This window comes from Pseudomonas sp. RC4D1 (assembly GCF_018390395.1).
Taxonomy (GTDB): domain Bacteria; phylum Pseudomonadota; class Gammaproteobacteria; order Pseudomonadales; family Pseudomonadaceae; genus Aquipseudomonas; species Aquipseudomonas danubii.
In genome coordinates, this window is sequence record NZ_JAHBAW010000002.1 from 451,088 (window position 1) to 465,458 (window position 14,371).

At 63.2% G+C, this 14,371-nt stretch carries 12 protein-coding genes; 9 read left to right on the top strand and 3 right to left on the bottom strand.

Annotated features, from left to right (window positions below; translation table 11 throughout):
* From gacA to KHO49_RS17875, 3 genes are all read right to left on the bottom strand, one after another.
* On the bottom strand, positions 1 to 642 hold the full coding sequence (gene gacA, locus KHO49_RS17865; RefSeq protein ID WP_011061841.1) for a response regulator transcription factor GacA: 642 nt from the start codon (positions 640 to 642) through the stop codon (positions 1 to 3).
* A gap of 441 nt (positions 643 to 1,083) precedes the next feature.
* Positions 1,084 to 1,548: a GNAT family N-acetyltransferase gene (locus KHO49_RS17870; protein WP_213665539.1), complete on the bottom strand. Its 465-nt coding sequence runs from the start codon at positions 1,546 to 1,548 to the stop codon at positions 1,084 to 1,086.
* A complete protein-coding gene (locus KHO49_RS17875) occupies positions 1,548 to 2,303 on the bottom strand; it encodes a carbon-nitrogen hydrolase family protein (protein WP_213665540.1) in 756 nt (251 codons plus the stop codon). The genes KHO49_RS17870 and KHO49_RS17875 overlap by 1 nt, the downstream gene beginning before the upstream one ends.
* Before the next feature lie 639 nt (positions 2,304 to 2,942).
* On the opposite strand from KHO49_RS17875, the gene KHO49_RS17880 reads away from it, so the two are divergent.
* The 9 genes from KHO49_RS17880 to hbdH all read left to right on the top strand — a co-directional run bounded on the left by KHO49_RS17880 (position 2,943) and on the right by hbdH (position 14,349).
* A complete protein-coding gene (locus KHO49_RS17880) occupies positions 2,943 to 4,034 on the top strand; it encodes a 3-deoxy-7-phosphoheptulonate synthase (protein ID WP_213665541.1) in 1,092 nt (363 codons plus the stop codon).
* Positions 4,035 to 4,246: 212 nt separating this feature from the next.
* A complete protein-coding gene (locus KHO49_RS17885) occupies positions 4,247 to 4,528 on the top strand; it encodes a peptidylprolyl isomerase (RefSeq protein WP_007924449.1) in 282 nt (93 codons plus the stop codon).
* A gap of 131 nt (positions 4,529 to 4,659) precedes the next feature.
* The gene (locus tag KHO49_RS17890) at positions 4,660 to 6,522 is read left to right on the top strand and encodes an extracellular solute-binding protein (RefSeq protein WP_213665542.1); all 1,863 of its coding nucleotides are present in this window, start codon (positions 4,660 to 4,662) and stop codon (positions 6,520 to 6,522) included.
* Positions 6,522 to 7,586, top strand: a complete 1,065-nt coding sequence (locus KHO49_RS17895; protein ID WP_102864941.1) for a microcin C ABC transporter permease YejB — start codon at positions 6,522 to 6,524, stop codon at positions 7,584 to 7,586. The genes KHO49_RS17890 and KHO49_RS17895 overlap by 1 nt, the downstream gene beginning before the upstream one ends.
* On the top strand, positions 7,586 to 8,608 hold the full coding sequence (locus tag KHO49_RS17900; protein WP_102881500.1) for an ABC transporter permease: 1,023 nt from the start codon (positions 7,586 to 7,588) through the stop codon (positions 8,606 to 8,608). Before KHO49_RS17895 ends, KHO49_RS17900 begins: the two co-directional genes overlap by 1 nt.
* A 14-nt stretch (positions 8,609 to 8,622) precedes the next feature.
* The gene (locus KHO49_RS17905; RefSeq protein ID WP_110653575.1) at positions 8,623 to 10,197 is read left to right on the top strand and encodes an ABC transporter ATP-binding protein; all 1,575 of its coding nucleotides are present in this window, start codon (positions 8,623 to 8,625) and stop codon (positions 10,195 to 10,197) included.
* A gap of 240 nt (positions 10,198 to 10,437) precedes the next feature.
* The gene (locus KHO49_RS17910; protein ID WP_213665543.1) at positions 10,438 to 11,856 is read left to right on the top strand and encodes a sigma-54 interaction domain-containing protein; all 1,419 of its coding nucleotides are present in this window, start codon (positions 10,438 to 10,440) and stop codon (positions 11,854 to 11,856) included.
* Positions 11,857 to 12,176: 320 nt separating this feature from the next.
* A complete protein-coding gene (locus KHO49_RS17915) occupies positions 12,177 to 13,568 on the top strand; it encodes a GntP family permease (RefSeq protein ID WP_102881503.1) in 1,392 nt (463 codons plus the stop codon).
* Positions 13,569 to 13,575: 7 nt separating this feature from the next.
* Positions 13,576 to 14,349: a 3-hydroxybutyrate dehydrogenase gene (hbdH, locus tag KHO49_RS17920; protein WP_123394467.1), complete on the top strand. Its 774-nt coding sequence runs from the start codon at positions 13,576 to 13,578 to the stop codon at positions 14,347 to 14,349.
* Positions 14,350 to 14,371: the final 22 nt, after the last annotated feature.

Genomic DNA, 14,371 nt, shown 5'->3' on the forward strand with positions numbered 1-14,371 from the left:
TCAGAGGCTGGCATCAACCATGCCATGACGAACCGCCAGTAGCGTCAACTCGACATCACTACTGATCGACAGCTTCTCGAAAATACGATAGCGGTAGGTGTTCACGGTTTTCGGCGACAGACACAGCTTGTCGGAGATGATCTGCACCTTCTGGCAACCGACAATCATCAGCGCAATCTGAATTTCCCGCTCCGACAAGGCATCGAACGGGGAATCGCTGGAAGGCTGGAACGATTTGAACACCAGTTGCTGAGCGATCTGCGGGCTGATGTAACGCTGACCGGCAAAAACCAGGCGAATGGCCTGGACCATTTCATTGAGGCCCGCGCCCTTGGTCAGGTAGCCCGCCGCCCCGGCCTGCAGCAACCGAGTCGGAAACGGATCTTCCTCGCAGACAGTCACTGCCACGACCTTGATGTCCGGATGACTGCGCAGCAATTTGCGCGTGGCCTCAAGGCCGCCGATCCCGGGCATCTTTACGTCCATCAGGACCACGTCGGGCTTCAACTCCCGAGCCTTGAGCAGGGATTCTTCCCCTGACTCCGCCTGCCCGACTACTTGCAGGCCATCGATGTCAGCCAACATTCGTGTAATGCCCGTACGAACGAGATCATGGTCATCGACTACTAGCACCCTAATCAAGCAGACACCTCGCGATTTGGTCTTTATAGGTTGCCGGATACCTTAGCAAAAAGCGACGTACAAACCTAATCACAAGCGCTATATAAAAAACATCGGCAAGCGATAAGAGATGCCGCCAACCAGAAGCAAGAAAACGCTCTGGCTTCAGGGCTCGGCGATCAGGGGCTTTTTGCGCAGACTCTGGATCTACGACAACTCGCCAGGGTCCTGGTCAGACGAAAGATTGCCCTCTGATCGTCCTTGAACAGTAACCTCCAGCAATTTGAACGGTTTTGAACTATGCCCGGTATCCGCATTGCCGCACAAGCCAAGCCAGGCGCGAACTTCAAGGTAAATCGGTTCAACACTTTTCCCACTGGCAGAGGCTCGATCCCGCGCATACCTTCCCACCTCTGGCGGGCTGCAAGAACAGCAAATGGGATTGAACCCACAAGGTTGCGCTCAATTGCCGCAGGAGCCTTCCAGAGGATCTGAGGCGCATGAGCATTCCATCCGCAAAAAGCACTCCTCCTCACCCACCACCTTCAACCCCACCCGCTCGTATAGACGCTGTGCCGGGTTGCCCTTGAACACAGTCAGACGCAACAAGCCCCGCCGCTCCGAACGGGCCTTTTCCATCACCTGCAACAGCGTCCAGGCTCCGGCGCCCCGCCCCCGCCACGCCTCCAGTACGTGCAACTCACGGATGTAGACGGCGCGCAGGTCCCTGCTCAGGCTGACAAACCCCAATACCTCGGTTCCCGAGCAAATCAAAAGATTCTCGCGACCGCCCCACGCCACATCAAACGCCTCATCAAGCCACAACAGATCGTTGCGAATGTAATAGCGCAGCATTGTGGAACGCGTCAGATCCCGGGCGAAGGCCAAATCCGCCTCAGCCGCCGGACGCAATTGAAAGGCGCTCATCAACCCGCAACCGCCCGCACTTCGACCCGCCATTGCCCCCCATCGCGCTGGGCGATCAGCAGCGCTTCGCCGACACCTTCCACAGCACCCAGCAATTGTCCCTGGGCGCCCCAGATTACGCTGCGCCCGGCACAGGACCAGCCGCCGCTGGGGCCGCCATGGTTGGCCATCAGCACCAGAATCCCGTGGTCCCGGGCATATCCTTGCAACAGAGCACTGTCGACGGCATACCCGCCTTCACTGATCAACACCCCGGCGGCGTAGATGCCGGCGCCAGCGTCCACCGCAGCCTGCACATGGCTGGCATGACAGAAATCCGCGCATACCGCCAAGGCCAGGACCTCATTCCCCAACTGCAACGGCGCGCCACCGCTACCCGGAGCAAAAACCCGCTCCTCTCCAGGGTGCAGATGCTGCTTGCTATAAACCGCCAGCGAGCCGTCCGCCCCCAGCACCAGCGCGCCAATCAGCACCGGTCCATCGACGGACAAGCGAATCGGCATGCCCACCACCGTCGTCAGCTTCAACTCGCGGGCCAGATTGCGCAGTGGCTGCAGCCGCGGGGAGTCGGGCGGCAGCGCCAGTTCAGCGACCAACTGCGGTTCATAACCAGTCAGGGACAGCTCAGGAAACACCAGCAACTGCACCCCCTGCTGCGCTGCCAACCCCATCAAATGCTGATGTCGGGCCAGATTCGCCGGCAAGTCTCCAGCAATGGACACCGATTGGGCGACAGCGAGGGTCAGCATGGTCATGGACATTCCTTGGCGAGACAACGAAAGGCAGCGGCGAGTGTGGCATAAATCCTTTCACGGCTTAATCCATGGCTCATTGCATCAGCTTCCATAGAAATTACTGATTGAATCGCGGCCCCGGCCTCTAGTAAGCTCGCCCCACTTCACGGAGAAACTCATGTTGTCCCAGACCCTTTCCCTGCATCGCCACACTGCCAGCGCACTGCGTTCGGTTGCGGCTGCTCGGGTCAACGGCACCAGCGCTCCGGCGAGCTTTTATTTTGGGTATTGGTTTAGCCACTGGCGCGCCTGATACCCAACCGGCGCCCACTTTAACGGGTCGCCTACCAGAGAATTCTCAACCCCCGGTCGGCCTCCCGACCGGGGGTTTTGTTTTTTCAGGCTCGACGTTTTTAACCACGACTTTCAGCAACACACCGAACTTACCGAGGATTTGCCCCATGAACTACGCCACCTATTACCGCTACGACATGTTCTCCACCTGGCGATTTAGCAGCCTCCGCTCGGGACAGCCTGCCGCCTCCGATCGGTCACCTACCGGTGGCAATTGCACACTTGTGGCCAGTACGGCCAACTGTCGAACACCCCAGTAGGGCCGCGCGCGGGACATCACCCGCCGCCCGCCCAGGAAGACCGAACATGAACTCGTCCGTATCCGCTCTGCCCCTGTCCGCCCACGTCAGCGCCAACGAAACCCTGACCCAGCGCCTGCCCAGCTCTCTGGAGCTCAAGCAGCAATTGCCCCTGTCACTGGCCCTGAGCCAGCAGGTCGCCAACCACCGCCTGGCGATACGCGCCATTCTCGAAGGACAAGACCACCGCCTGCTGGTAGTAGTCGGTCCCTGCTCCATCCATGACCCGCAATCAGCCCTGGAATACGCAGCCAACCTGGCCCGCCTGGCCGAAGAGGTGAGCGACCAGATGCTCCTGGTGATGCGCGCCTACGTCGAAAAGCCCCGCACCACCGTGGGGTGGAAAGGCCTGGCCTACGACCCGGACCTGGATGGCAGCGACGACATGGCCGGCGGCCTGACCCTGTCCCGGGAGCTGATGCGCGAAATGCTGCGCCTGGGCCTGCCGATTGCCACCGAATTGCTGCAGCCCATGGCCGCCGGCTACTTCGACGACCTGTTGAGCTGGGTCGCCATTGGCGCCCGCACCACCGAATCGCAGATCCACCGCGAGATGGCCAGCGGCCTGGAGATGCCCGTAGGCTTCAAGAACGGCACCGACGGCGGCGTCGCCATCGCCTGTGATGCCATGCGTTCGGCTGCCCACCCCCACCGTCATTTCGGCGTCGACAGCCAGGGCCATCCGGCGATCATCCAGACTCCGGGCAACCCCGACACTCATCTGGTATTGCGCGGCGGCCACAGCGGCCCGAACTACGACCGCCAGAGCGTGGCCCAGGTCCAGCGCGACCTGCACAAGCTGAAGATACCGGCGCGGATCATGGTGGACTGCAGCCACGCCAACAGCGGCAAGGACCCACTGCGCCAACCGGCCGTATTCAACGACGTACTGGAGCAACGCCTGCAGGGCGACACTTCGCTGATGGGGGTGATGCTGGAAAGCCACCTGTTCGAAGGCTGCCAGCCCCTGAGCGGCCAGCTGCGCTACGGCGTCTCCGTGACCGACGGCTGCCTGGGCTGGAGCGCGACCGAGCAATTGCTGCGCAATGCCGCGCAACAACTGCAGCACGCACACAAGGTCGCTGCCGTCCCCGCCTGACCGCCCCTGCTACAGGCACTGGCTTGCCAGCGAAGACGTCCCCAAGAGCAGCGACTTCTTCGCCAGCAAGCCGGTTTCTGTAACACCCACCGCGCCCGCAGGAGCGTGGCAGCCCGCGAAGGCGCCAGACGGCAACGCCTTGAAGGAACTTTGAGAAGAAATAGCCACCTGAATCCGGTAGGCTCTCAACTTTCTTGAAAGGAGCAACATCCATGGCCAAAGCCACTGCCCGTCACATCCTGGTTGCCAGCGAAGCCAAGTGCAACGAACTCAAAGCCGAGATCGAAGCCGGCGCCGACTTCGCCGAAGTCGCGAAAAAGAACTCCACCTGCCCGTCCAGCCGTGACGGCGGCAACCTGGGCTCCTTCGGCCCGGGCCAGATGGTCAAGGAATTCGACACCGTAGTGTTCAGCGCTCCCGTGAACGTCGTGCAAGGTCCGGTGAAAACCCAGTTCGGCTACCACCTGCTGGAAGTCACCAGCCGCCAGGACTGATCCCCTCGCGACTGCGTCTGCTCAACGGCCCGCCTCCTGGTGGGCCGTTGTGTTTGTGAAAGCGGCTGGCCAGTCACGCGCCGCTAGCGTACAAATCGTGGTCATCGATCACCCGGCTCGTAAGGCTGACAATGCGACTGCTTTTCCCCACCGTGCTTTTCACCGTCCTGTTGCTGGGGGCCACGGGTGCCCAGGCGGCCCCGCAACACGCCATGACCGTCTACGGCGAACCAGCCAAGTACCCCCAGGGCTTCAGCCACTTCAACTACGTCAATCCCCAAGCCCCCAAAGGCGGGACCCTGCGCCGCTCGGCCATCGAGATCGGGCGCTTTGACCACGTGCTGCCTTATATAGACAAAGGCATCGGTGTGTCCCAGCTCGACGGCCTGGTCTATTCGCCCCTGGCCCTGCGTTCCCTGGATGAGCCCTACACCGTCTACGGTCTGGTGGCCGAAAAGATGGAACGTGCCGAAGACGGTCTGTGGCTGCGTTTCTACCTCAACCCCAAGGCACGTTTCGCCGACGGCACCGCGATCACCGCCGAGGACGTGCGCTACAGCTACGACCTGCTGATGACCCAGGGCAGCATGCGCTACCGCACCCAGTTCGAAGACGTCAAAGGCGTCACCGTGGAATCGCCACGAGTGGTGCGCTTCGACTTCAAAAGCAATGAAAACCGCACCCTGCCCCTGGATATCGCGACCCTGCCGGTGTTCCCCGAACACTGGTGGAAGAGTCGCGACTTCGCGGGTGGCGGCGGTTACGAAGCCCCCCTGGGCAGTGGCCCCTATCGCGTGGCCAAAGTGGATTCGGGCAACAGCATCACCTTCGCCCGCAACCCCGACTGGTGGGGCAAGGACCTGCCGGTGAGCCGCGGCTTGTACAACTTCGATCATTTCAGCGTCGAGTACTTCGGCGACATCGACGTCGCCCGTCAGGTGCTGCGCGGCGGCGCCTACGACTACAACCGCGAGTTCTCCGCCACCGGCTATTCCATCGGCTACGACAGTCCGGCCCTGAACGACGGCCGCCTGCAAAAGGCCCACCTGGCTCAGTCGGCGCCGCAACCGGCCCAGGGCTATGTGTTCAATCTCGACCGGCCGGTGTTCCAGGACCGCCGGGTGCGCCAGGCCCTGGCCCTGCTCTGGGACTTCGAATGGAGCAACCGGCAGATGATGCGCAACCTCTACATCCGCCAGCAGAGCTTCTTCTCCAACACGCCCCTGGCCGCCCGCAGCCTGCCGGACGCCGAGGAGCTGAAGATCCTCGAACCCCTGCGCGGACAGATCCCCGACGAAGTCTTCACCCAGGTTTTCCAAGCGCCAAAAACCGACGGCAGCGGCGTGATCCGCGACAAGCAACTGCAAGCCCTGGCCCTGTTGGAACAGGCCGGCTGGAAAGCCGAAGGCGACAAACTGGTCAACGCCGAAGGCGAGCCCCTGAGTTTCACCTTCCTCATCACCCAAGGTTCCATCGAGCGCCTGCTGCTGCCCTACAAGCGCAACCTGGCGCAGATCGGCATCAGCCTGAACATCCGTCGCATCGACTCCTCGCAGTACGTCAACCGCCTGATGGCCCGGGATTACGACATGATCGTCACTGGCTACCCGGTGACCACTTCGCCGGGCATGGAGCTGTACAACTACTTCGGTTCGGCGGCGGCCAACGATCCGGGCTCCAACAACTACATGGTGCTCAAGAACCCGGCAGTGGACCGCCTGCTCAACGGCCTGGTGAAGGCCACCAGCCAGCCGGAGATGCTGCGCTACGCCCACGCCCTGGACCGGGTGCTGCAGTGGAACTACTACTGGATCGCCAACTACTACCCGCCCGGCACCTCCACGGTGTGGTGGAACCGCTTCGGCATGCCCAAGGTGCCGGCGAGCAACGACGAAGCCATCGAAAGCTGGTGGGAAGTCAGCAGCACCGCGCTGACCAATGAACAAATGGCCGCCGAGCTGATCCGCCGTGGCAAACCCGGAGGACGCCACTGATGCTGGCCTACATTCTGCGGCGCCTGCTGCTGATCATTCCGACCCTGCTGATCATCCTTCTGGTCAACTTCGTCATCGTCCAGGCGGCCCCCGGCGGCCCGGTGGAACAGGCCATCGCCCGCCTGCAAGGCATTGGTGGTGGCGGCAGCGTCGGCGGCTCCGCCGATGCCATGAGCAGCAGCGGCTCCCGGGCCAGCCGCGGGCTCGATCCCAAGCTGATCCAGGACATCGAAAAACAGTACGGCTTCGACAAGCCGGCCCATGAACGCCTGTGGCTGATGCTCAAGAACTACGCCCAACTGGACTTCGGCAAGAGCTTCTTCCGCGGCGCCACGGTCACCGACCTGATCCTGGAGAAAATGCCGGTGACCATTTCCCTCGGTCTCTGGGCGACCTTGATCACCTACCTGGTGTCGATCCCCCTGGGGATTCGCAAGGCCGTGCACCACGGCAGCCATTTCGACATCTGGAGCAGCACCGCGATCATCATCGGCTACGCCATGCCGGCCTTTCTGTTCGCCATGTTCCTGATCGTGCTGTTCGCCGGCGGCACCTCGCTGAACTGGTTCCCGGTACGCGGCCTGGTCTCGGACAACTTCGAACAGCTAAGTACCCTGGGCAAGATCGCCGACTACTTCTGGCACCTGGTATTGCCGGTCAGCTCCCTGGTGATCGGTGGCTTCGCCACCCTGACCATCCTCACCAAGAACTCCTTCCTCAACGAGATCACCCGCCAGTACGTGGTCACCGCTCGAGCCAAGGGCCTGAGCGAGCGCCGCGTGCTCTATGGCCACGTGTTCCGCAACGCCATGCTGCTGGTGGTCTCGGGGATTCCCCAGGCCTTTATCAGCGTGTTTTTCGCCGGTTCCTTGCTGATCGAGGTGATCTTCTCCCTCGACGGCCTGGGGCGCATGAGCTACGAAGCCGCGGTGTCGCGAGATTATCCGGTGGTGTTCGGTTCGCTGTTCATCTTCACCCTGTTTGGCCTCCTGATAAAACTCATCGGCGACCTGTGCTACACCCTGGTCGACCCGCGTATCGACTTCGCCGCGAGGAATGCCTGATGCTCAAGCTTTCTCCCGTCGCCCGCCGACGCTTGGACCGCTTCAAGAAAAACCGCCGCGGCTGGTGGTCGCTGTGGCTGTTCATCGGCCTGTTCATCCTGACCCTGGGCGGCGAGCTGATCGCCAACGACAAACCCCTGGTGGTCAGTTACCAGGGCTCGCTGTACTTCCCGGTGTTCAAGCGCTACACCGAGCAGGAATTCGGCGGCCAGCTGCCGTTCCAGGCCGACTATCGCAGCGATTACGTGCAGCAACTGATCCGCAAGGACGGTGGCTGGCTGCTGTTCCCGCCGATCCCCTTCAGCGAAGACACGCCCAACTACGACCTGACCCAGCCGGCCCCCAGCCCACCGAGCCAGGTCAACTGGCTGGGCACCGACGACCAGGCCCGGGATGTGGCCGCGCGGGTGATCTACGGCGCCCGGGTATCGATCCTGTTCGCCCTGGCGCTGACCGCCATCAGCGCCCTGATCGGCATCGCCGCCGGCGCCCTGCAAGGCTATTACGGCGGCTGGGTCGACCTCTTGGGCCAGCGCCTGCTGGAAGTCTGGTCCGGGCTGCCGGTGCTCTACCTGCTGATCATCCTCTCGGGCTTCGTCGAGCCGAACTTCTGGTGGCTGCTGGGAATCATGGCGCTGTTTTCCTGGCTGGCCCTGGTGGACGTGGTACGCGCCGAGTTCCTCCGAGGGCGCAACCTGGAATACGTCAAGGCCGCCCGGGCCCTGGGCCTGAGCGACCGCAAGGTGATCCTGCGGCACATCCTGCCCAATGCCATGAACGCCACCCTGAGCTACCTGCCGTTCATCCTCACCGGCGCCATCTCGACCCTCACCGCCCTGGACTTCCTCGGCTTCGGCATGCCCGCGGGCAGCGCTTCCCTGGGCGAACTGATCGGCCAGGGCAAGCAGAACCTGCAGGCGCCATGGCTGGGGCTGACGGCGTTTTTCACCCTGGCGCTGATCCTTTCGCTGCTGGTGTTTATCGGCGAAGCGTTGCGCGATGCCTTTGATCCACGATCTTGAAGCGGACTGTAGAAATGCCTGACAACCTTATCGAAATCCGCCAGCTCAAGGTCACCTTCGGCGAGCAGACCGTGGTCCGCGACCTGAGCCTGGACATCCGCCCCGGCGAATGCCTGGCCCTGGTGGGCGAGTCCGGCTCGGGCAAGTCGGTGACCGCCCACTCGATCCTGCAACTGCTGCCGCAGACCGGCTGTAGCAGCTCCGGCAGCGTGCGCTACCGCGGCCAGGAGCTGATGGGCTGCGATCCGGCAACCCTGCAAAAACTGCGGGGCAACCGCATCGCCATGATCTTCCAAGAGCCCATGACCTCCCTCAACCCGCTGCACAGCGTGGAGAAGCAGATCGGCGAAACCCTGCTCCTGCATCGCGGCCTGGGGGGCAAGGAGGCCCAGGCGCGAATTCTCGAACTGCTGGAACTGGTGGGCATCCAGAAACCCAAGGAGCGACTCAAGGCCTACCCGCACCAGCTTTCCGGCGGCCAGCGCCAGCGGGTGATGATCGCCATGGCCCTGGCCTGCGAGCCGGAGCTGCTGATTGCCGACGAACCCACCACCGCCCTGGACGTGACCGTGCAGCGCAAGATCCTGCTGCTGCTCAAATCCCTGCAACAGCGCCTGGGCATGTCCCTGCTGCTGATCAGCCACGACCTCAACCTGGTGCGGCGCATCGCCCAGCGGGTGTGCGTGATGAAGGCCGGGGAAATCGTCGAGCAGGCCGATTGCGACACCCTGTTCAACGCCCCACAACATCCCTACAGCTGCGAACTGCTGCACGCCGAGCCCGAGGGCCGACCGTTGTGCCGCGACAGCCGCGAAACCGTGCTGGAAGTGAACAATCTCAGCGTTGACTTCCAGATAGGCGGCGGCCTGTTCCGGCGCAAGGAATACCTGCGGGCAGTGGACGACATCAGCCTCAGCGTGGAACAAGGCAAGACCCTGGGCATCGTCGGCGAGTCCGGCTCGGGCAAGTCCACCCTGGGCCAGGCGATCCTGCGGCTGCTGGATTCCCAAGGCAGCATCCGCTTCCAGGGCCAGGCCCTGGACGGCCTCAACCAGAAGCAACTGCGGCCCTGGCGCAAGCAGATGCAGGTGGTGTTCCAGGACCCCTTTGGCAGCCTCAGCCCGCGCATGTCGGTGGCGCAGATCATCAGCGAAGGCCTGGAAGTGCACAGCCAGTACGACGCCCGCCAATGCGACGAACAGGTGATCCGCGCCCTGGAGGAAGTCGGCCTCGACCCCGGCAGCCGCCACCGCTACCCCCACGAGTTCTCCGGCGGCCAGCGCCAGCGCATCGCCATTGCCCGGGCCCTGGTGCTCAAACCGGCGCTGATCCTGCTGGACGAACCGACCTCGGCCCTGGACCGCACCGTGCAGAAACAGGTGGTGGCCCTGCTGCGCCAGTTGCAGGAAAAGTACGGCCTGACCTACCTGTTCATCAGCCATGATTTGGCGGTGGTGCGGGCCCTGGCCCACGACATGATCGTGATCAAGGACGGCCAGGTGGTGGAGCGCGGCGCCAGCCATGAAGTATTCGCCAACCCGCAACACCCCTACACCCAGGAACTGCTGGCCGCCGCCCACCCCGGCTGACCCGTCGCCGACGTCCCTTTTTCGCAGCCTCGCCAAGGCTCGACAGCGGCTACAGAAGGCGCGCTGTTCTTTGTAGCCGCTGCCGCAGGCTGCGAACGGCTGCGCAGCAGGCGCTGCCCTCAAGGCCGCCGAAGGTCCTGCGGCCCTTTGCGCAGCCTCGCTGGCGCTCGGCAGCGGCTACAGCGCAACAACCGGGGCAGACTGCGGCATAATCGCCGCGCCCATTTTCAGGATGCCGCCATGAACGACAGCGAAAGCCTCAAGGATTACCAGCGTGTGCGCCAACTGGCGATCCGTTCGCTGTTCGAGATCATCGAGCAGTCCAGCGAAGGCACGGTGATCGTCGATCGCGACGCCAATATCGTCTGGATGAACGAGCGCTACGCCCGGCGCTTCGGCCTGGAATCGGCGGCCTTCGCCATCGGCAAGCCCTGCGAAAGCGTGATCCCCGGCAGCCTGCTGCGGGAAGTGGTACGCACCGGCCGCCCGATCCTGCTGGACATGCAGGACACCCCCAAGGAACCGCTGGTGGTGATGCGCCTGCCGATCCACGACGCCGCCGGCACGGTGATCGGCGCCATCGGCTTTGCCCTGTTCGACGAATTGCGCAGCCTGTCGCCGATGCTCAAGCGCTACCTGAGCATGCAGGAAGAATTGGCCTCCACCCGCTCTCTGTTGCGGGCCCGGCAGACCAAGTACAACTTCGCCCATTTCATCGGCACCAGCGCCGCCAGCCTGGAAGTCAAACGCCGGGCCCGACGCAGCGCCAGCGCCGAATCCCCGGTACTGCTGCAAGGCGAGACCGGCACCGGCAAGGAGCTGCTGGCCCAGGCCATCCACGCCGCGTCGCCCCGTGCCCACAAGCCCTTTGTCAGCATCAACAGCGCGGCGATTCCCGAGGCGCTGCTGGAGGCGGAGTTCTTCGGCACCGCCCCTGGGGCCTTCACCGGCGCCGACCGCAAGGGCCGCGCCGGCAAGTTGCAGATCGCCCAGGGCGGCACCCTGTTCCTCGATGAAATCGGCGACATGCCCCTGCCCCTGCAAAGCAAGTTGCTGCGAGTGCTGCAGGAAAAAGAGTTCGAGCCGGTGGGCTCCAACGAAGTGATTCATAGCGATGTGCGGGTGATCGCCGCCACCTCCTCCGACCTGGAAGCGGCGATCAAGCGCGGCGAGTTCCGGGCCGACCTGTACTACCGGCTCAACGTGCTGCCCATCCAGGTGCCGGCCCTGCGCGAACGCCTGGACGATCTGCCGGCCCTGAGCGAAGGGATTCTCGAAGAGCTGCGCAGCCAGCATGAACTGGATCGCGAAGCCCTAGCCCTGCTGGCGCAACATGCCTGGCCGGGGAATATCCGCGAACTGCGCAACGTGCTGGAGCGCGCGGCGCTGCTCAGCGACGACCTGATACTCAATGCTGCGGACATTCGCGCGGCGATTGGCAGCTTCAGCCCGGTGCAACGCAATGCGGCCCCGGTGCCGGCCGAGTCGTCGAACCAGGACACCTTCGCTGCGGCCCGGGAGCGATTCGATCGGCAATTGATCAGCACCACCCTGGCGCAATGCGCCGGCAAGGTGGATGAAGCGGCCCGACGCCTGGGGCTGGGGCGCTCGACGCTGTACAAGAAGATGGCGGCGCTGGGAATCGCCGAGTCTCAATAACGAGACATAGATCCCGATTTAGAGACAGCTGCTTTTGTCGCGAGGGGTTTACTCCCACTGGGCCGGACAGTGCCCCCAAACCCTTTGATTGCGGACTTTCTGATACAACCCGACGGCCAGCCTGGGGAGTGCCGCGCACTCCAGCGGGAGCCTGCACCTTCGACTTACTGTCTCCATTTGGAGAATAAAATCTGGACAACACTTAAAAAAAATAAAAAATACTCATATATTTCAATGACTTATCCATTTGGCACAGTTCTCGCTATAACGCTCTCCACACGCAACACCCGACAAAAATAACAATCCTGGAGAGACACACCATGAGTGTGATCATTGCCTTGGCAGCCCTGGCGCTGCTGATGCTGGCTGCCTACCGTGGCTACAGCGTTATCCTCTTTGCCCCCATCGCCGCCCTCGGCGCGGTGCTGCTCACCGATCCCTCTGCCGTGGCGCCCGCCTTTACCGGGGTGTTCATGGAGAAGATGGTCGGCTTCATCAAACTGTATTTCCCGGTATTCCTGCTGGGCGCGGTGTTCGGCAAGCTGATCGAGCTGTCGGGCTTTTCCCGCTCCATCGTCGCCGCCGCGATCCGCCTGCTGGGCACCCGCCAGGCGATACTGGTGATCGTTTTGGTCTGCGCCCTGCTGACCTACGGCGGGGTTTCGCTGTTCGTGGTGGTGTTCGCGGTCTACCCGTTCGCCGCCGAGATGTTCCGCCAGAGCAATATCCCCAAGCGCCTGATCCCGGCCACCATCGCCTTGGGTGCATTCTCCTTCACCATGGATGCGCTACCCGGCACCCCGCAGATCCAGAACATCATCCCCAGCACCTTCTTCAACACCACCGCCTGGGCCGCGCCCTGGCTGGGAGTGATCGGTACCATTTTCGTGTTCTGCGCCGGCATGCTGTTCCTCCAGCGCCAGCGCAACAAGGCGCAGAAGGCCGGTGAAGGCTACGGCACCGAGCTGCGCAACGAGCCGGAAACCGCCGAAGACCTGAAGCTACCCAACCCCTGGCTGGCGCTGTCGCCGCTGCTGCTGGTGGGCATCATGAACCTGCTGTTCACCCACTGGATTCCCCAGTGGTACGGCAAGACCCACAGCCTCAGCCTGCCGGGCATGGCGGCGCCGGTCACCAGTGAAATCGCCAAGCTGACCGCCATCTGGGCGGTGCAGGCTGCGTTGCTGGTGGGCATTGTGATGGTGCTGGTGTGCGGCTACTCGGCGATTCGCAGCAAGCTCGCCGAAGGCAGCAAAAGCGCGGTCAGCGGCGCCTTGCTGGCCGCCATGAACACCGCCTCTGAATACGGTTTCGGTGCGGTAATCGCCTCCCTGCCAGGGTTTCTGGTGCTGGCGGACTGGCTGAAAAACATTCCCAACCCACTGGTCAACGAAGCCATTACCGTGACCCTGCTGGCGGGCATCACCGGCTCGGCCTCGGGAGGCATGAGCATCGCCCTGGCGGCCATGTCCGAAAGCTTCATCAGCGCCGCCCATGCCGCCAACATCCCCCTGGAAGTGCTGCATCGGGTGGCCTCCATGGCCAGCGGCGGCATGGACACCCTGCCCCACAACGGCGCGGTGATCACCCTGCTGGCAGTCACCGGGCTGACCCACCGCGAAGCCTACAAGGACATTTTCTGCATCACCCTGATCAAGACCCTGGCGGTCTTCGTCGTCATCGCCACTTTCTACGCCACCGGCATTGTGTGAGGTATTCATGACCACTCTTTCTGGCAAGACCGCCCTGGTCACCGGCTCCACCAGCGGCATTGGCCTGGGCATCGCCCTGGTCCTGGCCAAGGCCGGGGCCAAGCTGATTCTCAACGGCTTTGGCGATGCCTCGAAGGCCATCGCCGAGGTCGCACAAGTCGGCGGCCAGGTCGGCCATCACCCGGCGGACGTCAGCGACCCGGCACAGATCGCCGAACTGTTCGCCTACGCCGAACGGGAGTTTGGCGGCGTCGATATCCTGGTGAACAACGCCGGCATCCAGCACGTGGCGGCGGTGGAGGAATTCCCCGTGGAGCGCTGGGATTCGATCATCGCCATCAACCTGTCCTCAGTGTTCCACAGCACCCGCCTGGGGCTGCCGGGGATGCGTGCCAAGGGCTGGGGACGGATCGTCAATATCGCCTCGGTGCACGGCCAGGTGGGTTCGGTGGGCAAGGCCGCCTACGTCGCGGCCAAGCACGGGGTGATCGGCCTGACCAAGGTGGTGGGCCTGGAAACCGCCACCAGCAACGTCACCTGCAACGCCATCTGCCCCGGCTGGGTGCTGACCCCGCTGGTGCAGAAGCAGATCGACGACCGGGTAGCGGCCGGGGCTGACCCGCAACAGGCCCAGCATGATCTGCTGGCGGAAAAGCAGCCGTCCCTGGAATTCGTCACCCCGTCGCAACTGGGCGAGCTGGTGCTATTTTTGTGCAGCGAAGCCGGCGCCCAGGTGCGTGGCGCAGCGTGGAATATCGATGGCGGGTGGTTGGCGCAATAACCCCACGCCCTGCATCCGGCAT

Bases quoted from the DNA above. Each gene is read 5' to 3' on its own strand.
- KHO49_RS17880 (WP_213665541.1), top strand. From the start codon at position 2,943: ATGAACTCGTCCGTATCCGCTCTGCCCCTGTCCGCCCACGTCAGCGCC.
- KHO49_RS17890 (WP_213665542.1), top strand. From the start codon at position 4,660: ATGCGACTGCTTTTCCCCACCGTGCTTTTCACCGTCCTGTTGCTGGGG.
- hbdH (WP_123394467.1), top strand. From the start codon at position 13,576: ATGACCACTCTTTCTGGCAAGACCGCCCTGGTCACCGGCTCCACCAGC.
- KHO49_RS17895 (WP_102864941.1), top strand. From the start codon at position 6,522: ATGCTGGCCTACATTCTGCGGCGCCTGCTGCTGATCATTCCGACCCTG.
- KHO49_RS17915 (WP_102881503.1), top strand. From the start codon at position 12,177: ATGAGTGTGATCATTGCCTTGGCAGCCCTGGCGCTGCTGATGCTGGCT.
- KHO49_RS17875 (WP_213665540.1), bottom strand. From the start codon at position 2,303: ATGACCATGCTGACCCTCGCTGTCGCCCAATCGGTGTCCATTGCTGGA.
- KHO49_RS17885 (WP_007924449.1), top strand. From the start codon at position 4,247: ATGGCCAAAGCCACTGCCCGTCACATCCTGGTTGCCAGCGAAGCCAAG.
- KHO49_RS17910 (WP_213665543.1), top strand. From the start codon at position 10,438: ATGAACGACAGCGAAAGCCTCAAGGATTACCAGCGTGTGCGCCAACTG.
- KHO49_RS17905 (WP_110653575.1), top strand. From the start codon at position 8,623: ATGCCTGACAACCTTATCGAAATCCGCCAGCTCAAGGTCACCTTCGGC.
- KHO49_RS17900 (WP_102881500.1), top strand. From the start codon at position 7,586: ATGCTCAAGCTTTCTCCCGTCGCCCGCCGACGCTTGGACCGCTTCAAG.
- KHO49_RS17870 (WP_213665539.1), bottom strand. From the start codon at position 1,548: ATGAGCGCCTTTCAATTGCGTCCGGCGGCTGAGGCGGATTTGGCCTTC.